At 51.9% G+C, this 26,104-nt stretch carries 25 protein-coding genes and 1 tRNA gene; 14 read left to right on the top strand and 12 right to left on the bottom strand.

What is annotated here, in order from left to right; all coding sequences use genetic code 11:
• Nucleotides 1-2: 2 nt before the first annotated feature.
• The 3 genes from GH663_RS14280 to GH663_RS14270 form a co-directional block, all read right to left on the bottom strand.
• Nucleotides 3-2,786 carry a molybdopterin-dependent oxidoreductase gene (locus GH663_RS14280; protein WP_153132392.1) on the bottom strand — a complete coding sequence of 928 codons (2,784 nt, stop codon included), beginning with the start codon at nucleotides 2,784-2,786 and terminating at the stop codon, nucleotides 3-5.
• Between the two features lie 508 nt (nucleotides 2,787-3,294).
• Entirely contained in the window at nucleotides 3,295-3,582 is a 288-nt protein-coding gene (locus tag GH663_RS14275; protein WP_153132391.1) for a hypothetical protein, read from the bottom strand.
• A gap of 266 nt (nucleotides 3,583-3,848) precedes the next feature.
• Nucleotides 3,849-5,255, bottom strand: a complete 1,407-nt coding sequence (locus GH663_RS14270) for a sigma-54-dependent transcriptional regulator (RefSeq protein ID WP_153132390.1) — start codon at nucleotides 5,253-5,255, stop codon at nucleotides 3,849-3,851.
• A 139-nt stretch (nucleotides 5,256-5,394) separates the two neighbouring features.
• Between GH663_RS14270 and GH663_RS14265 the strand changes: the two genes are divergently transcribed.
• Nucleotides 5,395-7,266, top strand: coding sequence for a sensor histidine kinase (locus tag GH663_RS14265; RefSeq protein WP_153132389.1), 1,872 nt, complete (start codon nucleotides 5,395-5,397; stop codon nucleotides 7,264-7,266).
• A 40-nt stretch (nucleotides 7,267-7,306) separates the two neighbouring features.
• On the opposite strand, the gene GH663_RS14260 is transcribed toward GH663_RS14265, so the two are convergent.
• The 4 genes from GH663_RS14260 to GH663_RS14245 form a co-directional block, all read right to left on the bottom strand.
• Nucleotides 7,307-9,322 (bottom strand): PAS domain-containing protein, encoded by a 2,016-nt coding sequence (locus GH663_RS14260; protein ID WP_153132388.1) that lies wholly within the window; start codon nucleotides 9,320-9,322, stop codon nucleotides 7,307-7,309.
• 80 nt (nucleotides 9,323-9,402) lie between these two features.
• Nucleotides 9,403-9,756, bottom strand: coding sequence for a cupin domain-containing protein (locus tag GH663_RS14255; RefSeq protein WP_211371160.1), 354 nt, complete (start codon nucleotides 9,754-9,756; stop codon nucleotides 9,403-9,405).
• Between the two features lie 96 nt (nucleotides 9,757-9,852).
• Entirely contained in the window at nucleotides 9,853-10,494 is a 642-nt protein-coding gene (locus GH663_RS14250) for an NrsF family protein (RefSeq protein WP_153132387.1), read from the bottom strand.
• Nucleotides 10,491-11,063 carry a sigma-70 family RNA polymerase sigma factor gene (locus tag GH663_RS14245; protein ID WP_153132386.1) on the bottom strand — a complete coding sequence of 191 codons (573 nt, stop codon included), beginning with the start codon at nucleotides 11,061-11,063 and terminating at the stop codon, nucleotides 10,491-10,493. The genes GH663_RS14250 and GH663_RS14245 overlap by 4 nt, the downstream gene beginning before the upstream one ends.
• 146 nt (nucleotides 11,064-11,209) lie before the next feature.
• Between GH663_RS14245 and GH663_RS14240 the strand changes: the two genes are divergently transcribed.
• The 4 genes from GH663_RS14240 (at nucleotide 11,210) to msrA (ending at nucleotide 13,761) form a co-directional block, all read left to right on the top strand.
• Nucleotides 11,210-11,806, top strand: a complete 597-nt coding sequence (locus GH663_RS14240; RefSeq protein ID WP_153132385.1) for a cytochrome b/b6 domain-containing protein — start codon at nucleotides 11,210-11,212, stop codon at nucleotides 11,804-11,806.
• 12 nt (nucleotides 11,807-11,818) lie between these two features.
• Nucleotides 11,819-12,607 (top strand): molybdopterin-dependent oxidoreductase, encoded by a 789-nt coding sequence (locus GH663_RS14235; protein WP_153132384.1) that lies wholly within the window; start codon nucleotides 11,819-11,821, stop codon nucleotides 12,605-12,607.
• Between the two features lie 71 nt (nucleotides 12,608-12,678).
• The gene (locus GH663_RS14230; RefSeq protein WP_153132383.1) at nucleotides 12,679-12,960 is read left to right on the top strand and encodes a pentapeptide MXKDX repeat protein; all 282 of its coding nucleotides are present in this window, start codon (nucleotides 12,679-12,681) and stop codon (nucleotides 12,958-12,960) included.
• 138 nt (nucleotides 12,961-13,098) lie between these two features.
• Nucleotides 13,099-13,761, top strand: a complete 663-nt coding sequence (gene msrA, locus GH663_RS14225; protein ID WP_153132382.1) for a peptide-methionine (S)-S-oxide reductase MsrA — start codon at nucleotides 13,099-13,101, stop codon at nucleotides 13,759-13,761.
• Between the two features lie 109 nt (nucleotides 13,762-13,870).
• Here the strand turns inward: msrA and GH663_RS14220 are convergent, their stop codons facing one another.
• Nucleotides 13,871-14,008 (bottom strand): hypothetical protein, encoded by a 138-nt coding sequence (locus tag GH663_RS14220; RefSeq protein ID WP_153132381.1) that lies wholly within the window; start codon nucleotides 14,006-14,008, stop codon nucleotides 13,871-13,873.
• Between the two features lie 305 nt (nucleotides 14,009-14,313).
• Between GH663_RS14220 and GH663_RS14215 the strand changes: the two genes are divergently transcribed.
• Nucleotides 14,314-14,859: a MarR family transcriptional regulator gene (locus tag GH663_RS14215; protein ID WP_153132380.1), complete on the top strand. Its 546-nt coding sequence runs from the start codon at nucleotides 14,314-14,316 to the stop codon at nucleotides 14,857-14,859.
• Here GH663_RS14215 and GH663_RS14210 read toward each other — a convergent pair.
• Together GH663_RS14210 and GH663_RS14205 are read right to left on the bottom strand one after the other, a co-directional pair.
• On the bottom strand, nucleotides 14,839-16,026 hold the full coding sequence (locus tag GH663_RS14210) for a hypothetical protein (protein WP_153132379.1): 1,188 nt from the start codon (nucleotides 16,024-16,026) through the stop codon (nucleotides 14,839-14,841). The two genes, GH663_RS14215 and GH663_RS14210, sit on opposite strands and share 21 nt — an antisense overlap.
• Nucleotides 16,023-16,946, bottom strand: coding sequence for a serine/threonine-protein kinase (locus tag GH663_RS14205; RefSeq protein WP_153132378.1), 924 nt, complete (start codon nucleotides 16,944-16,946; stop codon nucleotides 16,023-16,025). Before GH663_RS14205 ends, GH663_RS14210 begins: the two co-directional genes overlap by 4 nt.
• A gap of 190 nt (nucleotides 16,947-17,136) precedes the next feature.
• On the opposite strand from GH663_RS14205, the gene GH663_RS14200 reads away from it, so the two are divergent.
• The 6 genes from GH663_RS14200 to GH663_RS14175 all read left to right on the top strand — a co-directional run bounded on the left by GH663_RS14200 (nucleotide 17,137) and on the right by GH663_RS14175 (nucleotide 22,455).
• The gene (locus GH663_RS14200) at nucleotides 17,137-17,418 is read left to right on the top strand and encodes an H-NS histone family protein (protein ID WP_153132377.1); all 282 of its coding nucleotides are present in this window, start codon (nucleotides 17,137-17,139) and stop codon (nucleotides 17,416-17,418) included.
• A 341-nt stretch (nucleotides 17,419-17,759) separates the two neighbouring features.
• Entirely contained in the window at nucleotides 17,760-18,632 is an 873-nt protein-coding gene (locus GH663_RS14195) for a MobA/MobL family protein (RefSeq protein ID WP_211371159.1), read from the top strand.
• 156 nt (nucleotides 18,633-18,788) lie between these two features.
• Complete coding sequence (locus GH663_RS14190; protein ID WP_153132376.1) at nucleotides 18,789-19,037, top strand: type II toxin-antitoxin system Phd/YefM family antitoxin; 249 nt, start codon at nucleotides 18,789-18,791, stop codon at nucleotides 19,035-19,037.
• Entirely contained in the window at nucleotides 19,027-19,308 is a 282-nt protein-coding gene (locus GH663_RS14185; protein ID WP_153132375.1) for a type II toxin-antitoxin system RelE family toxin, read from the top strand. Before GH663_RS14190 ends, GH663_RS14185 begins: the two co-directional genes overlap by 11 nt.
• Before the next feature lie 425 nt (nucleotides 19,309-19,733).
• Nucleotides 19,734-20,585 (top strand): hypothetical protein, encoded by an 852-nt coding sequence (locus GH663_RS14180; RefSeq protein WP_153132374.1) that lies wholly within the window; start codon nucleotides 19,734-19,736, stop codon nucleotides 20,583-20,585.
• 385 nt (nucleotides 20,586-20,970) lie between these two features.
• Entirely contained in the window at nucleotides 20,971-22,455 is a 1,485-nt protein-coding gene (locus GH663_RS14175) for a YfjI family protein (RefSeq protein WP_153132373.1), read from the top strand.
• Nucleotides 22,456-22,634: 179 nt separating this feature from the next.
• Here the strand turns inward: GH663_RS14175 and GH663_RS14170 are convergent, their stop codons facing one another.
• Nucleotides 22,635-23,999: a tyrosine-type recombinase/integrase gene (locus GH663_RS14170; protein WP_153132372.1), complete on the bottom strand. Its 1,365-nt coding sequence runs from the start codon at nucleotides 23,997-23,999 to the stop codon at nucleotides 22,635-22,637.
• A 247-nt stretch (nucleotides 24,000-24,246) separates the two neighbouring features.
• The gene (locus GH663_RS14165) at nucleotides 24,247-25,047 is read right to left on the bottom strand and encodes an IclR family transcriptional regulator (protein WP_153132371.1); all 801 of its coding nucleotides are present in this window, start codon (nucleotides 25,045-25,047) and stop codon (nucleotides 24,247-24,249) included.
• A 12-nt stretch (nucleotides 25,048-25,059) separates the two neighbouring features.
• Between GH663_RS14165 and GH663_RS14160 the strand changes: the two genes are divergently transcribed.
• Nucleotides 25,060-25,764 (top strand): nucleotide-binding protein, encoded by a 705-nt coding sequence (locus GH663_RS14160; protein WP_246181592.1) that lies wholly within the window; start codon nucleotides 25,060-25,062, stop codon nucleotides 25,762-25,764.
• Nucleotides 25,765-25,832: 68 nt separating this feature from the next.
• Nucleotides 25,833-25,908 (top strand) — tRNA-Met (locus GH663_RS14155).
• Nucleotides 25,909-26,104 lie beyond the last annotated feature (196 nt).

The raw sequence follows: 26,104 nt of genomic DNA, 5'->3' as shown, positions 1-26,104 counted from the left end.
GACTAGAGGGTCATCGGCGTGGCGCCGATGTAGCGCTTCACATTGACGCGCACATCGCGGTTGGTTCCGCCGGGGCCGTAGTAATTGGGGCGGAACACGAGATGCCCGTAATTGCCGACCAGATGTGTCGGCGTGATGCGCACCGGGCAAACGCTTTGCGATCCGCCTTCGATGAGATCCGTGTACAGCTCGGGGGTGTGCCACATGGACACCCGCCCACGCTGCTCGCCACTGCGAACCTTGACCCGGCAGATCACCTTGCCATGATCGTTCCAGACCTCGACCCAGTCGTTGTCCTTGATACCAAGCGCTTTTGCATCGACAGTAGAGATGTCAATCGACGGCCCGCCGCGTTGCAGACGGAGCATCAGGATGTTGTCCTTCCACGTCGAGTGAATCGCGTGACGACTGTGCGGTGTATTGAAGCGGAACGGGTACTTGTCAGCGTCTATCGGCGCCTTGAAAGTCGGCAGTTCAACGCCCATCTCGAAAAAAGTCGGGTGGTCAAGGTAGAACTGCTGGCGTCCGGTCAATGTGGGCCACGGCTTTTTGTCGACCACGAAGTTCTGGAACGGCGTGTAGGGCACCCCCTCTTTCATGGCCGATGTCCAATTCGCCTTGAAGCGCTGCGGCTTCTCGCGCAACATGTCCAGCGTAATGCCCTTGGAATGAGGGGCGTTATCCAAGATGTACTGGGCGGCAGCCGCATCCTCGGCCAGCTTTCCGTCCATCGTCATCTGATTCCACAGATTTGAAAGGTCGCGCACCCACTTGAACTGCTCATCGTTGAACTTGGTGTAGTTCTTCCGGACTGCGGCCATTTCGACGCGCTTCGACAAGGCCAGGAAAATTTGCCAATCGGTCTTGGACTCCCACATCGGCTTGATTGCCGGCTCGGTCATGTTGATATAGGTATGCTCTCCGGTCACGTTCAGATCGAGTTTTTCATACCAGTGCGCCGAAGGAAGCACGACGTCCGAGTAAAGCGCCGTCGAATCCATACGGATATTGACGTTCACGATCAGTTCCAACTTTGGCCATAGATTACGCAGAACGTACTTCTGACCTTTGGCTTGATTCAGATAGTTGCCGCGATAGACGAAGAAAACCTTCGGATCGCGACCTTCACGAGGCAGATTGGGCATCTGACCGGAACTGATAGCCTCACGCAGATACTTTTCGGTATCGATATCGGCCTTGATGATTTCGTCATTTACCTCAGCGTGAATGTAGGTCCAGATGGTGGTCTGACAGAAACGCTGCTTGCCAGCCCCCTCAGGGAAAGCCAGTGCGGCAAGGCCCGGGAGGAAAGTGGGTTTCCACTGGCCAATGTAGTGGTTCATCCCGCCGCCATTTTTCCCTTCGCTGCCGGTCAGCGCCGTCAACAGATGCATGGCGCGCAACAGCACATCGCTGTAATACCAGTGCTGCGTGCCGCCGCCGCAAATGATCATCGAAGGCTTGGCGTTGGCGTATTCCCGCGCCAGCTCAACAATGGCCTTGGCCGGTACACCGGTGATTTTTGCGGCTTTTTCCGGCGTGTTGTCTGCCAAAATACGTGACTTGAGAATTTCGAAAACGGGCCTGATTTCAACACTCTTGCCGTCCAACAACTGGATCTTGAAGTTCCCCTCAAGCGCCGGATCAAGATCGCCCAGATCGATATAGCCTTTCGGGAAGGTGTTGGTATTGCGCCCCATGAAAGCGACGGGCGGCGCTTTCTGCTCCGGCTGGTCGCCCCAGCATCCCTTCGGGATCACCGGCATGCCGGTTTTCGCGTTCCAGAAATAGAACTTGTCCTTGGAGCCTCCGGCGACGACGTCCGCTTCACGCAGGAAGCGCTTGGTATCACTGCGCACCAGATAGGAAAGATCCGTCTGCTCCTTCAGGTTATGTGCGTCATAAAGCTTTTCCTTGATGATGACATGCGCCATCGCCAAGGCCAATGCGCCATCGGTCCCTGGCTGCGGATGAATCCACTTGTCGACCTTGATTGCCGACGAGTTGAAGTCCGGCGCAATACTGACAATCTTCGTGCCGTTGAGTTGTGCCTCGGAAAGGAAGTGCGCATCCGGAATTCGCGTCTGGGTGGGATTCGATCCCCAGAGAATGATGTATCTGGAGTTAAACCAGTCGGCCGTTTCCGCGGTATCGCCCTGAACACCACACGTCTGGGTCTGGCCAGTCGGATGATCACCGTACCAGTCGAAGAAAGTATGGGTGTGGGCGCCTATGTAGTGGGCAAAGCGGTGGCCTGCCGAAAACGACACAGGCGATACCGCCGGTACCGGCGAGAAAACGCTGATGCAATCCGGTGCATGGTTCTTGATGGTATCGACGCACTTGTCGGCAATCATGTCGAGCGCCTCTTCCCAGCTCGCGCGCCGCCACTTTCCTTCGCCGCGTTCGCCGACGCGGATCAAAGGGTATTTGATACGATGCGGCCCATACATGTAGTCGTGACCACACTCTCCCTTGTTGCATCCGCGCGGGTTGTACTCGGGAATGTTAGGCATGGGAGCTATATCTTTTGACTGCTCCTCGCGCATGACCACGCCGTCCTTGCTATAGACGAAATGCGGGCAGGCGCCAGTGCAGTTGACGAGGTGAGCGCCGCGCGTTTTTTTGTCCCAGGACCATTGGGTGCGATGGAAGTTTTCCCATCCTGAATATTCGAAAGCCCCACTAAGATCTGTAGCCGCAGCTAAGGTTCTTAAACTTAGAGAACTTCCCAAGAGCGTAGCGCCAGAGGCTAGCAAGAAGCCTCTACGAGTCATTTGAACCATTGTCATCTCCTTATCTACTGTTTGACCGAGTGCCGAAACCGTACTTCGCTTGCGCGGCGCTCAGAAACCCCCTGAGATTTGGAATACGGTCGTATGCAACTTCGAAGGGATAACAGCAATGAGCATGCCAATGGTTGGCAGCTCGAAGATCAGGTCAAAACCCCTATTTAAATTGGGGTTTATTGACCTAGGTCAACAAAACCTCTGAGTGGGTATCAAGTTCCAAAAAATCAGGGGGATTCATTTCGTTCAATTTAACGAAATGAGATTTAACGTTTCGTTAAATCCCTTGCCTGCCTGAGCACCCGTTGAAAATGTGCTCTTCGTCATTTGAGGGCGGTATAAATAGATGGCTGGTATCCATGAAACCTAGTGCCCAACTGGGTTCTATGCCATCGAGATGCTTACCCCATTAGCCGCCATCATCTTCGACCGATTCCAGGTCATGCAGATGTTCAGCAAGGTGATCCGCGATTGTCGGCGGACGCAGTCAAGGAGGGGAAAATCTCTATGATCTGACCGGTCTGCAGACCATAAAGAGGGGGACCTGTGGCTGGCGCTCGTCAATCGCCGCACGCACAAGAACTCCGACCAGACCAAGCTTGACCAGTTGCCAATCCAGAACCAGCCGCTCCCGGCGCTCTACACCCTCAAAGAGCAGTTGCTGCTCCTGCGGCATCAACCCACCTCTTCCGCTGACATGGCCGCCCACCTTGAGGACTGGCCTAGCCACGGCCGCCAAAATCACCGGCTTGGCGAAATTCGTGAAGACTTTGTAGTCGCACCGCGACGGCATTTGCGCCTACGCCGACCACCCGATTACGACGGCCAGGCGTGAGGCCGGCGACGTCTCTATTGCCCTGTAGCGACGTCGGGCACGGGGCTCGTAACACCGACTACCTCAAACTCAAGATTTACCAACTCAACACCCCGGGTGCGCTGTCGTTTCGGTATGCCAATGTCCCGGCGCCGGTTTCACAAAGCCGGATTCTTCCCGTGTGAAAGCGATGAAGAGCCTGAAAATATCCAAACACTAGAAAGTCTTCGGAATATGCAACTCACTCAATTGCCGCTAGTACGATCGGGAGGGCTGAGATTAAATTCATGAATACGTCGCTCAAGCTTAGGTCGAGAAATGTCAAGAATTTCACAGGCTTGACCTTTATGCCAACCGGTTCTTTCCAGTACGCGCACGATATGATTTTTTTCCATTTCCCGAAGGGAAAGAAGGTTTTTCGGCACGGAAGTATCGATCTCCGATGCTGATGTGGGCATTCGTGAGCACTTTATTTCCGGCGGAAGGCGGTCAATGGTGAGAGTGTCGCCGCGTTCCATTACCGCTGCTTTCATGAGCACATTGTCAAGTTGCCGAACATTGCCAGGCCATGCAAAGGCGTTGAGGCAAGCCATGGCTTCACCAGACACTCTACGTATGTTTTTACGTAGATCACGATTGATCTTCCGAAGTAGGAAATCGATCAATCTTGGCATGTCTCCTTGTCGCTCTCGCAACGGTGGTAGGTTGATGGAAGCAACGTTGAGGCGGTAAAAAAGATCTTCGCGAAACTCACCTGAGGCAATCCTTGCTTGCAAGTCTACGTTTGTTGCCGCTATGAATCTGGCTTTGCTTTTTTTAACTTGTGCACTGCCTACCGGACTGTATTCCCGTGCCTCCAGGATACGCAGTAGTTTGCCTTGAATAAGGGGGGTCAATTCGGCGACCTCATCCAGGAACAACGTCCCCTCTCCTACTTGCTCGACTTTTCCCTTATGCGCATTGACGGCGCCAGTGAAAGCACCTCGCTCATGGCCGAACAGTTCACTCTCAAGGAGGGAGTCAACCAAAGCTGCACAGTTGACTGCAATAAAAGGCATATCTCTTTCGGCACTTGCATTGTGTATTGCTCTGGCAACCAACTCTTTCCCCGTGCCGGACTCCCCGAGAATTAAAGCGGTCACCCTGCTCTGCGCCACAAGAGCGATACTCTTGAAGACCTCCTTCATGGCAAATGATTGACCCACAATTTGTGTTGGGGTTACATCGGTCGCTCCAATGATCAGCGGCTCACCAGTCACATGATCTGAACGACTGGAAGCAAAGAGCGCTCGACTAACCGCTGCGTCCAATTCAGGCAGATCGATCGGCTTTGGAACGTAGTCCATAGCCCCGCATTGCATCGCCGCCACAGTCATCTCCATATCATGGAACGCTGTAATCATGATGATCGGTAGTTCTGGCTTTTCTGCTTTGACCTCTCGCAAAAGGTCAAGGCCTCCCTTTGCCGGCAGGCGAATGTCCGAAATGATGGCATCAATATTGCTGGATAGGGCGATAGTAATCCCTGCTTCCGCAGTATTTGCCAGCGACACTTGAAAAGCGTTTTTTTGGAAATGAGATTTCAGTGTCTGGCATATCGCCAAGTCATCATCGACAATAAGTATGTGTATCAATTCACGATCTCCCGCCATTTTTGCTCCAGAACATCCTCCGAACCCCTAAGCGAACGCCCCTCGGGATGGACAGTTGCTCGAACCGCTGGATGAGTAGAACTAACTTTCTGTGAGCTAGATTGATGAATCTCAATTTTCTGATGCGGCCTTCCTCGCCATGAGTATTGCAAAAAAACTTCTTTTGATCACGCTACTGGTCACCGGACTCTCTGTGGTTATCACTATTGCTCTGACCTGGAGCGCCGCAACTGATGCGCTTCACGGATTAGAGGGTAAGCGCGTAATTGATAGCGTGGAGCGGGAGGCAAGAATACTCCAGAGCACCATCGACATGGTGAAGAGCGATCTATCCATGCTCGCCGATGGAGGTGCGCGATACATGATTGAGGAAAACACCGAGCCTAGTGTTGACGGCCTTCAAAAAGTTGCTGACCAACTCGACATCATGATGCGGGAACGGCATGCCTATCGACAGGTGAAGATGCTATTGGACTCTGCCACTGGAACGCATCGCGTACTGGTCAGTTTGCGGAACGATAACGTAGTTCACACCATGGTGGATCCGCCAGTTGCAAATTGGAATTTTGAGTCATTATTGGCAGAAAAGCAGGGGCTAAGAAATTTCAACGAACAAACCAGAAACCTGACCGATGAAACAAGTGGAGAAAAGGTGTTGTTTGTCAGCATCCCAGTTCGCGGCAAGGACCGCAATGTAATCGGTGCAATCGCTGTGGTTGTTGCTATCGATCAAGTGTTTAGAACATTAGGTAAAACCCATGATGGCATTGCGTACTGGATTGCCGATAGTGCCGGTCAATACCTTTACCAGTCCCGTCCGGAGGCGTCGGGTAGCTATACTCAAAAGGCTGCCAATGCAATCCGCGATTTCAAGTTGAGTCACTCCTGGGATCAAGTTTTGTCTGGGGCTCAGCCTCAACTAATTATGGAGTTTCCCGCGATCGCAACGATGTTGGGTATTCGTCGTGCGACTTTGAATGTTGGTGAAGGGAATGAAATTGAGAATGTATTGGTGGTAGGAGGGGTGATATCTCTAGTTGAACTGGAGATCAAAGCCGCTGCGCTTCAAAGGCAACTTGCTATTGCGGTTGCGAGCATCGGACTCCTGATGGTATTGACGCTGTTCGTGTCTACAGGCCGACTCCTGAGGCCCATTGATGTTCTAACCAAGGCGGCTAACCGCATTGCCTCAGGTGACCAAAATATTGTGATCCCGACGAACAACAATGATGAAATCGGGACGCTCAGTCGGGCAATGATGCGGATGGCCGAACAATTGCGCCTAGCCGGAAAACACTCCGAGCAAAGCGCCATGGGACAGATGGCCTCAATGATTGCTCATGACCTACGTAACGCGCTGTCATCGGTAAAAATGAATCTGCAGATACTCGACGAACACCATCGCAAGGAGGGAGATATGCAAATAGAGAATTGCGAGATCGCCCTCGGGCAGGTTCGTTACATGGAGACAATTCTGAATGACATGCTGACTTATGCGCGCCCAGGTACTGCAGAATTCGACTGGGTAGATCTGGGCGATACGCTCAGGGCAGCGTCGGTATCCCTGTTGCCAGAAATAACGCGGAAATCCGTAGAGGTCCGTATGGAAGGGGAAGAAAAACTGCCCACGATCATGGCTGACCGAAATAAATTATTACAGCTGTTTCAGAATGTACTCGGGAACGCTATTTATGCCGTACCTGAGTGGGGGCTCATAACAATTCGGACTCGCTGCCTCCTACATGAATCACAGCCATCTGTAGAAATACGCTTTGAAGATGATGGTCCGGGTATTTCCCCCCAAATTGCTGACAAGGTATTTGATCCTTTCTTCACAACTAGCGCCAGAGGAACCGGATTGGGACTGGCAATAGTGCAGCGTATCGTCGCTCAACACGGAGGGCAGGTATATCTGGATTCGGAACGAGACCACGGAACTACAGTTGTTGTCGTTCTCCCGCTAACCCAAGAAGGGCCGGATGACTCACCCGAAAGTGCAGAACTTAGCTAATTTCACCACCTTGGGCGACATGGGTTGTTGACTTATCCAATTACAGGAGAATAGGTATTTGGTTAGTTTCTTCCCGATCGCGCAGTTTGCGTATCAGCACTAGCACGCACGATCTACCTGATACTTCAGCCATTCGCATACTAATCTGAACGTAAAAGAGATGTCCGTCCTTGTGCTTGGCCATCCATTCGAAAACGGGTGATTCTCCTTGATTAACCCGCTCAAGCCATTTGGAAAGCACGTCTCGCGTAAATGGAGTCGTGTCTGAACTTAAATCGACAATGGTGAGGTGCCTAATTTCTTGACGACCATAGCCGAACATTTCAGTAACCTTGACATTGCCTTCCAGGATCATGCCATTGCTGAAGTCGTGGAGAACGATTCCATCGTTCACTCCATCGAAGATGGCCCGAAAACGAGACTCTCCTGCTCTAATTTCTCGCTCCTGGAAATTTCTTTCGGTGATGTCGCGCGCTATGCCAAAGACACCGATTACCCTTCCTTCCTGGTCGCGCAATGGACCTCGGGTTGTAAGAAAAGTACGACGACCTCCTGTTGTCGGCAATGATTCCTCGGCACTCTCGATGAGCCCGTTTTGCATGGTTTTCTGATCGTCGCTCCTGATTCTTTGAGCATCTTCGGAGGGGAAGACTTCGCGATCATCTCGCCCCAATAATTCTTGGCGACTCTTACCCAGAAAACGGCAAAGCTCACGATTAAGTAAGAGATAGCGCCCATCGAAATCTTTTGCATATATCGCATCACTTGAGCCTTCGGCAATCGCTTCAAGCAACTGCAAAGCTTGAAGTTTTTCCACCTGATCCTTACGCTGGATTGCAGCGTGTCGAAGTTCGTCACGCTGACGTATGAAAATAGTGGCTACTGCGGCTACGATTAATGCCAAGATGTCAGCCAAGGCAATCCAGCCGGCATCGCGCTTTGCCCCGGCATAGAGTTCGCCTTTATCGAGTTTTGCAACGAGAAACCATGGGGTTCCGGGAATGGCTTTCACAACGCCCAATACAGGAATGTCTCGGTAGTCCATACCTTCAACTGCCTGATCTGGAAGTGCATCTCCGCGAAGAACTTGAGATGCCAGCAAATTTTTTTCATCCACGGGAACCTGCAAGCGCACAGATGTATCCGAACGGTGTCGCAACTCATTCAGAAACAAAACGTTGTTACCCTCACGGCGAAATAACAGCGTTTCAGCAGTCGCACTTGGTATGGGCCAGGACTGGATAAATGGAAATAAAAACCGATTGGGGTCGGTACGTATCACCACCGTCAGTTCTTGTTTAATGCTCCCCGAGCGTAACGGCACCACGAAATCCAGATGCACTCGCCCCAGTTTTCCTTCTTCGTCTCGATAGATGTCCGTATTCAACAACTGTCCTGTCGTGTGTGCTTCTTTCACTGCTGCCTGCACAGCAGGAAGTTTGGTCAATATTTCTGAATTTGCACTAGTCGAGTATTGATCACCATCGATCCCGAGCAAAACAACCTCAATATAATCTTTAGATGTCTTATAAGCGTGGAGCCGCTCTATAAGACGGCGTCGGGCTAAAGTTGACTCGGACTGTCTCAAATCCAGATACAAATTGACCAGAGAATCATCGCTGAGAATCATTTTGGCGTCAGCATCACGTTCCGTAAGCCAAGCTAAAATTTGCCCCACCTTGAGATCGGCAATAGCTTGCAGACGTTCAATCTCACTATTCCTTTGTTTGGTAGTCATTTGAGCCACTAGCACAAAACCCGCGAGCAAAATTACTCCGGCCAAGACCGCAAAAACAAGAACTAGCGAGCCTGTTCCTGGCTCATTGATGCCATTCCAAGAGGCTCGATTTTCAATACGCACTCGTGGCTTTGAAATCAAATAAATAGTGCACGCGGTGGCAAAAATAAACGCAACACCTTTCCAAGTGCCTATCCATGAGAAAACAAGCAAATCCGGAGTCATTGCGAGAAGGACTTGATCTGAAAAGATAGTCCAACTGATTCCAATCAGGGCATATATTCCGGCAATTTGCAGAGCGGGCCGATCTATTTTCATATTCTATTTTCTGTGTTCAATCAAAACCGAACATAGAATGGAATTTTGGCTTCACAAGTTAAATTCATGCTAGCCGCACCTCAGACCAAAAAATAACCTGCATCCGCCGGAGAAACAACCGAAAGAATTTGAAGTGGCTCGTTGGTGTTATTGAGGACACCGTGCACTTGCCCTAAGTGCGCCACCACAATCTGTCCACGGGATATTGGCGCGGTCGTTTTTCCCTCGTCGAATGAATATTCTCCGCTACCAGAAATAACAATCCATGTGTCCTGTCCGTCAGGATGAACGTGAGGTCGAATGCGCTGCCCCGGAAGCAGGTGCCACATAACAACGACAGCATCGGCGGATTCGGTAATGATCGATCGCTTAGGTTCTTCATCCATCGTGGGTTGCACAAAATCAGAAGATTGAAAGATGCGTTTAAGGGGCACGTTAGATTCCTTTAACAAAGTAGCAAATTTTGAAGGGTATCGTCGGACGGTAACGTAAGTGTCACATTTAAATCGGTATCCATTGTTTCAAAAAGGCTACCAGCGCAGCAATGAATTTCCCACCCAAACTCCAGCACCTGCCGGAATTAGCATCCCCAACAAGTACCAGAAACCGACGAAGGGTGCCCCCAGTTCGGGACAGTGCAAACAATAAACGACGGCAGCAACGGATCCGGAAAGTAGACCGGCAGCAAAACCGGCCAGCCGCGGTCGGGTCGGGGCGAGGTCCTTCATGGTGCGCAGCACGGCGGCAAACACCGGCACTGAGAGCATGGCAATCAGTAAGGGGCAGGATTTCCAGGTATCGCCAAAGAAAAGCTTCGAGCGCTCCATCGGTTCGGCCTCGATCAGCGAGAAGGCAGCAATGGCCCAGATACCCAGGACAGGGAGGCCGAGCGCGACTGGCACCCAGTTGATTTCTGCGCCCGGCCGCGACAAGCGGAGCGCGGCGAACAGGCTCCCAGCGGCAAGCCAGGCGACAAATCCGACTTTGATCCAGAACATTGGCATCAGAAGCGTTTGCCCGAGATCATGACGGACTTGCAAGAGGGCGAGCATGAGCAGCATGGCGCCCGCAGCACCCCAGGCGATGGCCACCGCGTAGCGCTGCGCGGCGGCTGGTGCCTCGACGGCATCGGCGCCAGTAGCTAGCATGGTGATCAGGTCTTCAGTTTTCATAGGACACCTCGTATCTTGGCGGCGAGCGCCTTCAAGCCGCGATGGACGCCGACTTTGATGGCCGATTCCGACATCCCGCTCAAATCAGCCGCCTCCTTGACCGACAATCCTTCCAGCTTGGTGTGCACAATCGGCAGACGGAACTGATCGGGCAAATCGGCCAGCAATTTGTTCAGATCCCGACGTGCCTCGGCGGCCTCCGAATCAGCCGTGGTGAATAGTTCCATTTCCTCATCCAGCGGATCGTTCAACAGGTCATGCGCAGCCCGCCGCCTAAGCAGATCGATCAGCTTGTAGCGGGCGATGGCCTGCACCCAGGCCGACAAGGGCTGAGCGGCATCATAGGTATGGAGCTGGTTATGCACGGCAAGGAGAGATTCCTGCACTAGATCCTCGATTTCGTCTGGCAAGCGAACAAGGCGTCGTCGCAGAAAGGCGCGCAGATGCGCGCTCAATTCCGTCAAAAACACCTGATAGGCGGCGTTGTCGCCGGCAAGACCCCGTACCAGCAGATCCTTCAGGCGATCTTCCCTGGCACGAAACCCTACTTCTCTATTTATTCGTTGCATCGATGCCTTTGGTTACAGCAGCCGGAAAAAATACCGGCCGATGTCTTGGGGAAACAAATTTTGCCTGAGCTTGTAACCGTTCGCCACCTTCTGCCGAACTACCTTGCATACAGGATAGCAAACGGGCAAGCCTTGAAATGGTTAGCATGGCCAACAACACTAATCTCATTCACCCGCTCTGGATACGCATCACGCATTGGGTCAATGCGCTCGCAGTAGTCATTCTGGCGATGAGCGGCTGGCGCATATACGACGCCTCGCCCTTTTTTCCCTTCGTCATTTCCGGGCAGATCACCTTGGGCGGGTGGCTGGGCGGCGCAATTCAGTGGCATTTCGCGGCGATGTGGCTGCTGGTCGGCAATGGCCTGATCTACCTGACGTGCAACATAGTCAGCGGACGCCTGTGGCGCAAGTTCTTGCCGTGGTCGCCGCGCGCCTTTCTGGCCGATGTTCTGGCCGCCCTGAGAGGCAAGCTGTCGCATGACGATCTGAGTCACTACAACATGGTGCAACGGGCCGCCTATCTTTTCGTGATACTCGATTCAGTACTGCTGGTGCTGTCCGGCCTGGTGCTCTGGAAATCGGTGCAGTTCCCTTTCCTGCGCGAACTACTCGGCGGCTACGAAGCGGCGCGGCGGGAACATTTCCTGGCGATGGCTGCGCTGGTGGCCTTCGCCGGCATCCATCTGCTCATGGTGGCGCTGGTTCCGCGCACGCTGCTGGCCATGATCCGCGGTCGTTAGGGAGAAATCGACATGATCAAGAAACCTTCCCGGCAACTCGGCTTCAATGGCGAGCTTCTGCTCAAGGACGCTATTAAGGATATGGGGCGTCATCTCGACCAGCCGACCCGGCGCGTCTTCCTGCAACGTTCGCTGAGCCTCGGTGGACTCTCATTGCTCAGCGGTTGCGCCGTGGTCGATGAAAGCAGCGTCGAAGAAGCACTGATGAAAGTCTCCCGTTTCAACGACAAGGTCCAGGCCTGGCTGTTCGACCCCAACCGGCTGGCCCCAACCTATCCGGATTCGATGATTGCCCGCCCTTTCCCGTTCAACGCCTACTACGGCGAGGACGAGATCCGGGAGGTGGAGGAGGAAAGTTATCGCCTGGAAGTGACTGGCCTTGTCGCCGACAAGCACGCTTGGACACTTGCCGAGTTGCGCGCCATGCCGCAAACCAACCAGATCACCCGCCATATTTGCGTCGAGGGCTGGAGCGCCATCGGCAAATGGGGGGGCGTGCCGTTTGCCAGTTTCCTGCGTCGGGTCGGCGCCGATCTGAGTGCCAAGTATGTTGGCTTCAAATGCGCCGATGACTACTACACCAGCATCGACATGCCGACGGCCCTGCATCCGCAAACCCTGCTGACGCTGACCTACGACAGCCAGCCGCTACCACCGCGTTACGGTTTCCCGATGAAGCTGCGCATGCCGACCAAGCTCGGCTACAAGAACCCGAAACACATTCAAGCCATTTTTGTTACCAATACCTACCCCGGGGGCTACTGGGAAGATCAGGGGTACAACTGGTTCGGCGGCAGTTGAGCAATCCCGCACAACTGTCCTGAATACCCGGCATTTCTGCCGCTCACTTATCAACCACAACGGAGTCCACCATGAAAACGATCATTTCCAGCATTTTTGCCGCCTGTTTGATGCTTGCCGGTACCACCGCCTTTGCCGACGATATGATGAAAAAAGACGCGATGCCTGCCGACGGCATGGCCAAGGATGGCATGAAGAAAGATCCGATGTCCAAGGACCACATGGCCAAGGACGGTATGAAAAAAGATGCGATGACCAAGGATGGGATGGCCAAAGATGTCATGAAGAAGGACGCCATGAAGAAGGCCCCGATGGCCAAAGACGCGATGGGCAAGGACGAAATGAAGAAGTAGGCGCCGAAGGTGGGGGTCAGAACAGGTTTGCCTAGCGACATGGTAAGCAACTGACCCCGCCATCGCGTTGGCAAGCCTGGCCTGCTGTTAAAACGATGCCAAGCCTAGCGGGTGCGCAAGGCGAATCAGGAGTGAAATATGTTTTTTAAGTCCAGATCAACGAAGTTCGGCATCCTGGCGCTGGTTGCAAGGCTGGTTCTCGCTGTCTTGATACCCACCCATGCCGTTTCGGCGCTGGCCGAGAGCAAGGCGGAGAGCGCCATGACGGGATTGCAGACCGCCGTTTTCGCTGGCGGCTGTTTCTGGGGCGTCGATGCGGTGTTCAAGCACGTCAAGGGCGTGGCCAGCGTCGAGTCGGGCTACGCTGGCGGCAGCGCCGGCAAGGCCAATTACAAAGCGGTTAGCAGCGGACGGACAGGTCATGCCGAAGCCGTGCGCGTGCGCTTCAATCCGGCGCAGGTCACGTATCCGCAGTTGCTGCAAGTCTTCTTTATCGTCGCCCATGACCCGACGCAACTCAACCGGCAAGGCCCGGATGTTGGCAGCCAATATCGTTCGGCGATTTTCTTCACCGATACCGAACAGCAAAAACTTGCCTTAGCGCAGATCCAGCAACTCTCCACCGATCGTACGTATGGCAAACCCGTCGTGACGCAAGTCACCGCGTTGCAACAGTTCAATCTCGCCGAACCTTACCACCAGAACTATCTGGCCCTGCATCCTACCCAGCCCTACATTGTCATCAACGACCAGCCCAAGATCGAGCATCTCCGAAAACAGTTCCCGGCCCTGTATCAATAAGCAAGTTGGAAATCTTATGTTGACCGCTATAGGGTGGCTTTCAATCTGCTCAGTCATCTGGAGGTGATTCTGCTTCAACACTGAATGCACAGCTTGAGAGATATCAAGTTCAGCTTGCTGATTGGGAAAACTGCCCATCTTGCAAAACCCCCGAGGGGAAAGCCATCAGCATGCCAACCAACTTTTGATCCATGCCGTGATAGAGCATTTGGGTGTTGACCAGGAGAACCAGGGCGATACTCGCCATTGGTTGCATGCTTTCCTGGGAGCTTAGCCCAGAGACCTTCTCTCCCTGAATCATGAGTTGCCGAGGACGGCCCCGCGTTTCCACTGCACGGAGCTTGTGTTGCCCCTTCATCAATATCTGAAACAGTAGTTTTCAAGGCCCGATCTAGCTAAACTCGCCGCTCAAAAGAAACAAGGTTAGTTGTGCGATTCGAATCTGAAGAAGAACTCCGTAAGCGGCTGCTAGGCATTCTGGCGCCTCGCATTGACAGCGGGGGGAAGGTTTGCCAAATAGAGTTTGAGTCCCCAAATGGGATTGCAGATGTTGTGTTAGCCACCCTTACAGATGGTTGGGAAGATAGGCTGAGACTTGGGGGAATTAAGCCTGCTTGGGCGTATGCGTTATTGCAACTCTCCGACGAAGGTTGCTCAGCAGAGGATTTTGCTTCGTTTGTTGGCGTTACAAAAGCAACAGCAAAGCGAGTTTTAAAGTCATACGAGGAAGCAGGGTTTTGTAACTTTAATTCTGAGAGAAAGCACTGGAAAAAGCTTGAAAGCCCTAAGGCCTTGGTTGCTGAATTTTGCGCCATTGAAACGAAGCTTAAAAACTGGCGTCGCGCACTGTATCAAGCATCTCGGTATAGAGATTTTGCACACCAAGCTTGGGTGGTTATGGATGACCGAGATGTCTCCCCAGCGCTTCGGAATTTGGCGGAATTTTCCAGATTGAATATAGGGCTAGCGTCGATAGCTACCGCCGGAGATGCAAAAATTCATGCAAAACCAACATTAAGGAGCCCTCGGTCGGAGCTCCGTTTTTGGTATGCAAATACGGTAGTTGCGCAGCGCCTGCTAAGAAATGAGGCCTCCTAATTTCGCAAACTTGTTGAGCGCTTTACTCCAAGGTGTGATGTGTGTTCCGGCACCGTGTGGGTCAAGTTCGATACCTGCCTTTGAGATGGATCGATAGGCGGCAGAAGCGCTATCTAGCCATTCATTTAGCAATTCGACACGGTCCGACGCTGTAATTCCCTTTAGAGCATCAAATTGCCGAGAGATGGCTACATGGTGATGTTTGTAAAGTGGTGCCTGAGAAAAATGAGGATCTGTAGGTGCCGTTAATGCGCCGTTGCCATAGTCAGTCTCTTCGTATATTTCAGCCCAAACTTTTGGTAGAGCATCGCGAATTGCTTTTGCTTGATCGAAGCGCACCCAGTTCATCAATCCATTGAGATAAATTCTTGGACGCGGACCGCGCTTGTCTTCGTCATTTGCAACAAACTTGTCAATCGAGAATATACGAGTGTTATCGAAAGTTCCAATTGTCAATGTTGCGTTATCGAATACTGTCATCAGAAGTGATTCAGTATTCAAATATCCAAGCACTACGTCCATGCCGGAATTTTGCAGTTCTTGTATGAATGTCATTTTTTCAACCAAGAAAGCATCGCTCTGAATTTGCTTAGTTGGCCGCTCCAGCGTTGTGATCAAGTACACCCCTGTTATTTCGGGATAGCTTGTTATCCAATTTAGTAATTGTGTTCGAAAGGCACCGGCTTCGATCATGTGCGGAGTAACCGCTAACGTGAGGAAGACCGCTTTTTTTGAGCCTGAGCTATTAATTGCCTTAACAAATGGTGCTACAGTGAATGCATCTTGTCGCTCCCTGTAGTCCGGATACATTTGATCAAGATATCGGGTTGGTATAACGATTGCAGCGAAATTTTGTTCAATCTGAAACTTTACGCATTCAGTCGCAGCGTGGTCAGCTACTGCTGAATAGTCAATGGTTGAAAACCCATCCGTCGCTGTCTCTGGAAAAAAAGAGTACTGTTTGAACTTGTTTTTTTGAGAGTTTGGAAGATAAAACTGCGGGTCGAATAGCGAGCATTCGCGAATTTTCGCTTTGAGTCGTTTTACGGAGTCAGCTGATTGATGGACGGGGCTAATTATTAGCCCTTGAGCGGTGTGGTCTTTTTCTAACGAATCAACGCTCCAAGTGGCGTTATGGCCTGCTTGGTGAAATACGTAAAAACTCATATCTGTTCTCCCTGTTTTCTGCAATTGTGGATTTGCTGGGCCAACATCTCGATTGTTCGTTGTCTTTTGTAGGGGGCTTTCTCAATCATTTGTCCGATCACAGCAGAAAACTCTTCGCTTGCGCTTGTTACCTTATGTAGCGGCGATGCTTGCGCACTAACCATCTTGGAAAGAGTCTCGTCAAAGGGCTCGTCTCCCTCGACAAGCGGGTGCCTCTTTGCAAGCAGTTCGTAGGCAATGATTCCAAGCGCAAAAAAATCACTCTTGAACGAGATATCGCGCTTTAAGTTTGCAATTTGCTCTGGGCTTGCGTAGCGAGGTGTCATCGGCCCATGCGGAAACACAGTTGCTGTAACCCCTGTGGCTCCAGCTTCGCGAACTATTCCAAGATCGATGATGCTTGGAGAGCCATCAGTTTTGATTATTATGTTGTCAGGTTTTAGATCTCTATGAACGAAACGCTTCGGGTGGTCCCAAAGCGGCGTTAGAGCAGTGACCAGGTCCGCCAATAGATCAATTACAGTCTCGGGGTCACCGTATTTTTCTGGACACGCGGAAAGAGGCTCCCCATCCAAAAACTCTTCAATTGTTAGGAAAACCTTGGCGCTTAGCGGCGTCTCTGTCCTCGGGTCTTCCGTAATTAGACTGTAGTGGTAGAGTTTTGGAAACGAAATTGACTCCGTCGTCGATAGAAACTCTACTTCACGTTCATAGTAGGCGATTGCGGTGTGGCTAACATTTGCAGTCAGCTTCGCGACTATTTGTTGAGGGCAGCCATATTTTGTTGCCAGCCTAGATTTTTTATCGCCAATCTCGCAATAAAGTACGACACGTTGCCCTGATGCTTTTGCGATATCTAGCACGCTGATTTCTGGAAAAATCGCGGTTAGTAGTTCTGTGGCCCAGTTTGTGGCAGGCATATACGATCAAAATAAGGTGTCGAGCTAATAATTCTACCGCATTTGCATATTTCTAGTGAGGGCTCTTACAGTCTTGCTCCAATCTCATGTTCTGGCGGCTATGCCTAGACTGCGAAAGTTGCCAGAAAGCAGGAGCATCCTTTCGGTAGAGATATACTGGCAGTTCGATTCATTAGGGGAGAGAGCTTCAATGGCATCATACGCAGAAATCCAAGCACAGATCGCAGAGCTACAGGCTCAGGCTGAAAGGGTACGAAAAGAAGAGTTGACCTCAGCCATTGCCCAGGTCAAAGCGCTGATGGATCAACATGGAATTACCATCGAAGACCTTCAAGGTGTTACCAAGAAATCCCGTAAGACATCCCCTATAAAAGCAAAGTATCGCGATCCAGTTAGTGGTAGTGAATGGACAGGACGTGGTCGTAGTCCAAAGTGGCTAGAGGGCAAGAATAAAGACGACTTCTCAGTCTGAGGTAAGCGGGGTCTTAAAGACCCTGCTTATAAGCTAAGACAACAATCCGCTTCCTTAACAAGAAACGGATTTTTTTACGTCTGTTAATAAGCATAATGCTCACCCATTAGAGCTAGGCAGTCTATGATTAATCGGCTTCAATTGTCAAAATTTGTTTAGGCTGATAGATCAATTAAACAGATGCTGATTGGTGATTAGCATCTGTGTTGTATCTGATATTGACGACTAACGACATGCTGTTCATTGCATGATCGTTGTTCTGTTGGATAAAGTATTTTCTTACATACACTCTATGGTATGTAGAGATGATTAGCTAGTTACCTTCACTGAGCTAAGAAGACATGGATAATAAGGGAGGCGCACTTACCCTTTCTAATTTATTGAATAAAAGAACACTCAATGTCTGCCTGAAGTCTAGCCATTTCCCTCTACAACAAATCGATGATTGCGCTTGTTCAACGCAATTTCAAATTAACTTTATATGTAGAGTAAATATCATGGCTAGTTATCATTTAAGCATTAAGAGCGGCAAGCGTGGTAAGGCCGCTAAACATGCGGCTTATATTGCCCGTGAAGGGAAGCATGGACGTGCTGACAAGAAAGAAGAGTTAATTGCCACTGAGCACGGCAACCTACCTGATTGGGCATATGGCAATCCGTCGTTGTTGTGGAAAATGGCCGATCAAAACGAGCGGAAAAATGGGGCTGCCTATAGAGAACTGGAGGTTGCGTTGCCGGCAGAGCTCGCCCCGGACCAACAGGTCGCGCTTCTTCAGGCGTTTGTAAATGCTGAACTCCCTGGGAAACCCTATCAGTTAGCCATACACGAGCCTATCGCTGCGCTGGGTGGGGTGAAACAACCACACGCTCACATCATGTTTTCCGATCGCAAACCCGATGGCATCGAGCGAACCCCAAGTCAGTATTTCAAACGGCACAACCCGACGAATCCAGAGCGGGGTGGCTGTAAGAAAGACAGTGGCGGTAAAGCGCCTGAAGAACTGAAGAATGAACTGATCTCCAGGCGCGAAAGGTGGGCCAATCTCCAAAATGAGTTTCTCGAAGCCAATGGCCATCCAGCGAGCGTTGATCACCGAAGCAATAAGGATCGCGGCATTCAGGCTACGGCAGAACGTCATCTGGGGCATGTCGGCATTAAGAAGATGACGCCAGAGGAGCGGTCGGGGTATCAAAGCAAGCGTCGTTCTGCTTAAGTGCCTAACGACATCTGCCTTGATCGCTCGAGTGTTCTCCGGAAAAAACTCTTCGGGTAGTTGTGTGGAACCAGCTGTATGTGATGCTACTCAAAGCACACGGAATGGTATTGTTAAAAGTGCTACCATTGGTGCTAATGAAAACAGGAGGCGATTATGGCCCACCAAATATTGTCTGAAACGGCAGCAAGTATTTCCGAGCTAAAACGCAACCCCATGGGCACCGTTGCAGCTGGAGAGGGCTTCCCTGTGGCGATCCTGAATAGGAACGAGCCAGCATTCTATTGTGTTCCGGCTCGCGCATTCGAGAGCATGATGGATCGACTGGAGGATTTGGAATTGAATGCTGTTGCGGATGCTCGCGCAGGCCAGAAGCGAGTGAGGGTCAAGCTCGATGAGCTATGAGCTGGAGTTTCTTGAAGAGGCCTTGGCCGAATGGCACCGGCTGGATGGCTCAATCAAGGCTCAGTTTAAGAAGAAGCTGGCGGAGCGCTTAGTTGAGCCGCGACTACCATCCGCCAAGCTTTCGGGGCACCCCGACCGCTACAAAATCAAGTTGCGCAGTATCGGCTACCGGCTCGTATACGAAGTCCAGGATGATCGATTGGTCGTGCTGGTTGTTGCCATAGGCAAGCGCGACAAGAATGCGGTCTATAGGGCTGCCGAGGGGCGTTGACTCGACACGAATTCCGAGCCAAAGAAAAAGCCGGACTAGGTCCGGCTGGGTGTTGTTGTCAGCCCCTCATTCCTCAATGAGCGGGATGCTCGTGGCAAGGATGGAACGTACAGAATAGTGACTAGTGAATAATCTGAGCGCTGGTACTACCATGCTCGGGAATTTTGACGCTCAACGTAACCTTGAAATTCACTGTCTTGGTTTTGAGCATAGATATGACCGGTAACCAGGGTGGCTGACGCCCTTCTCAGAACCACTGCCCAATGCGGCAAATCTACTCATGTAAATGGAGAAAATCCTGCTATACCTGCTATTCGTAGCAGGTATAGCAGGATTCCTGTTGTTTGATCGTGGGGCCTGTGAGAAGGTACTGGCTCGGTCAAGCGAGTAGTGCCGACCTCGGTTTGGAACTACGGGAGCCTAAAGTGAACAAAAAAATACCCCCTTTGCCAGACACCCCCGTGACTCTGGACGAACCAAAAGATTCAAGCAACCCAAACCCTGGCTATCAGATTCCTAAAGAAAACATGTTTATGTTTCAGCAGTTTTCCGGAGATATTCCCATGGAAAAAATGGGAAACTTTCACTGGCGACCGATCGAGGGCGCGTTGCTGGTTTCTGGAATTAATATGGATGATGGCGGCAGTCGATTGGATGAAGATTTATTTGACGTTATGCGCCATGTGGCTAATATACCTGCCGTCCGAGTGCGCCATGCCAAGTATGTGTTTGAACAATGGTGTGAAGCCCATGACCCTGCCAAGCCTATTTCGCCAGAATATTTTCTCGGATGGTTCAAGGAGAATCCTGTTCCCCCTCTGAATTATTTGGGGCGCCCGATCAAAGCACGAATCACGGTAAATTTACCTGAATCGGATGAACAGCGGGATATCGATCCCGTAGAAATAATATCTAGTGAAGCCTTGTTGGCTAAAGTCGACAAGCTTTCGCCCGATAGTATTGGTTCATTAACCACCTCAGAAATAAGCCTAGCGTTCCAAGGCATTGGTGAATGGACTGCGGAGCAATGGTCGGAGAATATTACACGAGGCGACTGGGCGAAAGTCGATGGTGCTCTGGCTCAACCGGGGAAGCAGGGACGCAATGGTACCGCACTCTGGCGCCCGATCCGACTTGCCTTGGCTGCTCTTGGGCATGACTTGGGCGAACTTGATGACTTCGGTAAAGCGTTTCGGTATCAGGAACTACTGCAGCCTTGGCTGGAAGCGTGGCGCGAAGTGGAAGAAAACAGGAGATGGTACGACGAAAATCCGTAGGCAATATCCGTAGATTGCTTCAATAAATCTCTGAAAACGCTGACTGGCACGGGATCTCAAATCCGTAGAGGGCTGCCTGGAACGTTACGGAAATTATGGTTTTGGCACGCGAATGCGCAGAAGTCATCGGTAAGCAGCACGCTTCCGGTGTTGCTTGATGCATTGGCGTGCTTTTTAACTTTCCGAGGAGATTCACATGCTTCGCCGCAATACCAGTCACTCCACGCCGAGTGTCGTTTATGGAACGACAGAGCAATTCGCTTCCAGCCAATTGGTTCGCGCCCAGTCCGTTCGCAAACGTTTGTGCCTGACGGGCAGTTACTTCGGGGTTGTTCCCGAAAAACTGCCCAGTGGCCGTCTCCGTTGGCCGTTAGGGGGTTAAGCCATGGCTATTTACAATCCAGACAATTTTCCGATTGATGCCTTGCCGCCGTTGCTCCGCGATGCGGTACTAGACTTGCATGAGGTGATCAAGGCACCGATCCCGATTGCCGTGGCCTCGGTCTTGGCTGCCTTGAGCCTGGTTGTTTCGGGACGCCATCGTGTGAAGCGCTTCAATGGCATTGTTACCGGCTTGGCGCTGTACCTTCTCATCATTGCAGAGTCTGGCGAACGCAAGACGTCATCTGACAACTTGGCGATCCTTCCGCTGCTGGAGTTCGACGAACAATTGCTGGCGCGCTGGCGGGAAGCGTTCGCAGAATACCAAGCGGCGATGACTATCTGGGCGACTGAGCGCAATGGGGCGAAGATCGCATTGAAACGCGCCATCGCGGCGGGCTCAGACTGCGAGATGCAGAGGCGGCGCTTGATGGACGTGCTTGAGCGCCAGCCGGTGGAGCCCGTACGTCGCTCGCTCATCCTTCGGGATATTACGCCCGATGCTTTGATCCAGCGCCTCAGCGTCCAGCCGACAATCAGCGTCTTCTCCAGCGAAGGTGGTGCGTTATGCAGTGCCCGGACGTTTAACAATTTGGGACTTTTCAACATCATATGGGAATCCGGGAGCCTGTCGGTCGATCGGAAGAGTCAAGCACCCTTGGTGGTCAAGGACCCGAGCCTAACGCTATCCGTTATGATTCAAGAAGGTCCGCTGAAACAGTTCTCAGAGAACAAAGGTGCCCAGGCACGCAATAGCGGATTTATGGCAAGGTGCTTGGTATCCCAGCCGACCTCGACACAGGGCCAGCGTTTCGAATACAGCGCCTCCGAGATTCAGACCGAAGGGCTGGCAAGGTTCCACACCAGGATTCGCGAACTGTTAGAAGTGGGCTTCGGGGCCCAGCATGATCCGAACGCCGCGAAGCGCCTGCTCCAATTCGACTACTCGGCCAAGGAGTGCGCACGGGAGTACACCAATTCAATCGAAATGCACTTGCAACCGAATGCATTGCTGTCCGATGTCCGTGATGCGGCATCGAAAATCGCCGACAACATGGCGCGGTTGGCAGGCCTGTTCCATCTCTGCAATGACCCCGAGTTAAACGAAATACCCAGTGCGACAGTGAAGCAGGCATGTGCGGTCAGCGATTGGTACCTCGGAGGTTTCAAGCGCGTTTTTGGCGAGGTGAATATTGTTCCCGGCTGGCAGCAGGACGCCGAGTTGCTTCGCAATTTCTTGTTCGAAATGGCAATGCGCCAAAATTGCTGGCAGTTTCGCCAGAACGATCTCCGTCAGTATGCGCCGAATCGCCTGCGGAACCAGCGCTTCGCGGCAGCACTCCAAGTCTTGGCGAACTGGGGCGTAGTCCGGTTCTACTACGTCGGGAAAGTTCGCTGGATTCAGATTGGTCAGGTCACCTCGACTGCGCCCATGATGCCGATGGTCGCGCAAGCGAAGCCTGTTACGCCAAATTTATTTGCGTCTTGAGTCTTGATAGTGGGGCTTGTCTGCTGAGCCCTGTGCTAACAAATATTACGGCCATTGCGCTCCCCTGCGATGGCCGTAGCTTATCTACGCTTGAACTGTGATGTTTTGGTTTTGTTCTTTTCTGTGTCTTGGCGCCGTTTCTGATTTGCTCAATTGCACGATACTTTACGTTTCGTGCTTCATTTTCTTCGGGTTGAAGGCTTTTTTCCATTGGCTATAGCGTCTAAGCGCTGTTCCCAGGCTGCCAAGGCGGCACGCTTTTCTGCTATGTATTCCCATCGGTCATAGTGGGCTGCCTGTACCCCAGAAAGGCCATGGCTCAGAAGTTGGCCGCGGGTATCCTTGTTAATTTTCAAACCAGCCAGCATCGTTTCACAAGTCCGACGAATATCACGCAGGTCGAATGCTTCACCCTTCATGGTTTTGCAGATTTCGGCTGCACGTTTACCTGGAGTTGTATCGACCAGTTGTGTCTTCCCGGATGATGAGAATAGCCAAAGTTTGCTGTGCACAGCTTCTCTGTCTTCCTTCTTGGTTCTGGCCGCTTCCAGGCTATGGGCGCGCTCTATCAATTTCTCCACAATGGCGGCGGCCTTCGGTGCCAGTGGCAATAGATGTTCACGAGGGGTGGTGCGCCTTCCCTTGCTATCCCATAAGCGAAGCGTTTGTGTTTCCTGATCGTAGTCGCTTGCCTTAGCGCGTAGTAATTGCGCCATTCTTTGCCCGCCAGAGAACAGGGCTAGCTTTAATGCTTGGTCAGATAGGTTCGTGTCAGATAGGGCAGCAAGGTAGGTTTTCAGTTCCTCGGCATTCAGCGTACGGTTGCCTCGTTGCACGGCGATAGTGGCGATGATTTCAGCGGGATTGTCCTTTACGCCATAGGCGATCAGTTCGGATGGCAGCTTGGCGTCGAAACGGGCTTTTCTGGCCGCGTTGAATGCGGCTGATAGATAGCTTCGAAGTACCCCTGCTGTTCGCTCCTTGCCTTGCTCAATCACTTTCCGAATCATTGTGGCCGCGTGATCTGAATCTATCTCTGAGGCGGGTAGGGTGGCGATGTCAGGGAACGCCTCGAATACATGCACATTCAAGATTGAACGGGCTTGCCGAGCGCTATCTGTCTTGCCCTTGGCTTTCAGGTGGTCACAGTAGGCGCAGCAAAGGGCCTTTAGGGTGTATTGCTTCTTCCCATCTGTCGCTGCTTGCTCAGCTTCTTTGGCAGCGATTTCAGCAGCTTTGGCTGCTGCCTTCTCTCGCTCAAGTTCTCTTGGGTCGATTCCCTTGTCGATCAGCGTTTGCAGTCGGCGCGCTTCTTCACGTGCGTCGTCCAAGTTCCATACGTTAGTTGATCCGATGGTGATGCGGAGCGGTGTGCCGCTCAGTTTCCCAGCATAGACGAACGACTTTGCTCCGGCAGGGGTAGTGCGAACGCATAGCTGCTTCGGGTCGTCGTCAAAGGCATAGGTCGCTTGATTTCCAGGTGGCGGTTGCAGTTTGCGGATGCGTTCAAGCGTTAGGTGCAGTCGTTCTGTATTGCGAGCCATGACGATACTCCTTGGGGGGCGGGAGCAATGGAATAGTGCTTTAAATCATTTGCTCCCCCATTGCTCCCGAGTGTATCAACGTAGCTCAACATAAAGCAACCTGTTGATTACAAAAATTAACGTATTTACAATGTATTAATGCTTTTTTGCTACTGGAGTCAATCTGTATCAATGCTGATAATCGTCTGTGTTTGATGATTTGTAATCATCAGGTAGCGGTTCGATTCCGTTCGGGGGCACCAGCGGTTCACTCCTTTACGCTGCCAAAACCAAGGCGGTGAGATAGAGCGAGTGCAGCATCAATCATTGCTTTAGCCACCGGGCTATCCCACTCCACATTGAATTCCCCGACGGACCCCAGCGAGGTGATTGCTGCCACCATGCTGCCGGTATGGTCATATACGGGGGCGCTGAAGCCATTAATGCCGGGCGTCAGGCTGCCTGTGGCGCGGGCGATACCGTGATTACGGAATTCAGTCAGCGTTTTTTCAAGCTGTCTACGTAATGTGGTGATTGCGGTGTCATTAGTCTCAGCGGCTTCGCGTAGTTCTTCATCGAGTATTTTTTTGAGGAATGGCGAGCGGTAGAACGCCGCAAAAGCCCGTCCCGTGGCAGATTTGGAAAGCGAAAGGACGGTTCCTGGGCGAACGGTGATGGTGATCGGAGCTCCAGCGTCAACGATGCGGACGATCGTTGCCCCGTAAGTTCCCCAGACTGCAAGGCCGACTGTTTCATGTATCTCTTCGCATAGGGATTCCAGAATCGGACCGGCCAGGCGGACGGGGTCTAGTCGTCCCAGTCCTGAAAGCCCTAGTTCCAGTGCGTAGGCGCCGAGGTCGTAGCGGCCGCTGCTTATATCTTGTTCAACGATACCGATACGAAGAAAGCTGACCATGTAGCGGTGAGCCTTGGCGGCTGGCATGCCGCCGCCCTTGGCGATGTCACGCAACATCATTGGGCGGTTGGCGGCGGCCAGAACCTTCAGCAAACGGAACCCGACCTCAACAGACTGTATGCCCTGCCGCTCGCTTGCGACTTTGGTGATCATGATTTTTCTAGATTGAGCAAAACCGACATTCTATGCATCTATGACGGCCTTGCGTCGGCCGAATATAATCAGTCCATAAATATTCAGGGGAGGGGTTATATGCGTGCTGTTATGGTGGCGAATCCAAAGGGTGGGGCGGGTAAGACAACGCTGGCGACGAATTTGTCAGGTTATTTTGCTAATCAGGGTAAAAAGACCACGCTGTGCGATTTGGATCGCCAGCAATCAGCTTTGCGCTGGATGGCCTTTCGTGACCCAGTACTTCCGCCGGTTACTGGCTACTTTGCGGGAAATCAGATTGTACTGAATCTGCCTAAGGAGGCTGATTGGGTGGTGGTTGATGCGCCGGCCGGTTTGCAGGGGTATAAGCTTACTGACTATCTTCGTGTTGTTGATAAGGTTGTCGTGCCGTTGGTGCCTTCTGTGTTTGACATGGCAGCAACCGAGGATTTCCTGAATTCCATCCGCAGCGAAATGCGGGCAAGTAGGGGCAAGGTCGGTATTGTCGCCATGCGCGTCGACCCGCGGACCAAGGCGGCGGGCATGTTGGAAGAGTTTCTCAAGCATTTTGATATCCCGATCGTTGCGTATCTACGGAATACCCAAAACTACGTAAACGTTGCTGCTCGTGGACAGACGGTATTTGACCCGCCTCGAGCAAAACATAAGCGTGATGTTGAGCAGTGGGCACCTTTGTTGGAGTGGTTGGGGGGGTAGGCTAGCTCGGTTGCTGATATGTCTTGACGTGGAGACGGTAACTCCGGATAATGCGCCCCTCTGACGGACGCGGGGTGGAGCAGTTGGCAGCTCGTCGGGCTCATAACCCGAAGGTCGCAGGTTCAAGTCCTGCCCCCGCAACCAGAAAGTAGAAGTGAAGAGTGGCAAGAAAGATTTGAAGAAAAGCTTGACGGTTTGTAAGAAGTTCTTCATAATCTCGCCTCTCTGCTGCAGACGAAGTGAAAACGACGGCGCGGCGGAATTGATCTTTAACAACTTGAACAACCGATAGGTGTGGGTGCCTTGATGCTAGCAACGCAAGTTGCACAAAAGTATTAAA

Origin of the sequence: Dechloromonas hortensis (genome assembly GCF_009469765.1) — a bacterium.
Lineage (GTDB): Bacteria > Pseudomonadota > Gammaproteobacteria > Burkholderiales > Rhodocyclaceae > Azonexus > Azonexus hortensis.
This window is presented reverse-complemented; position numbering and strand designations above follow the sequence as displayed.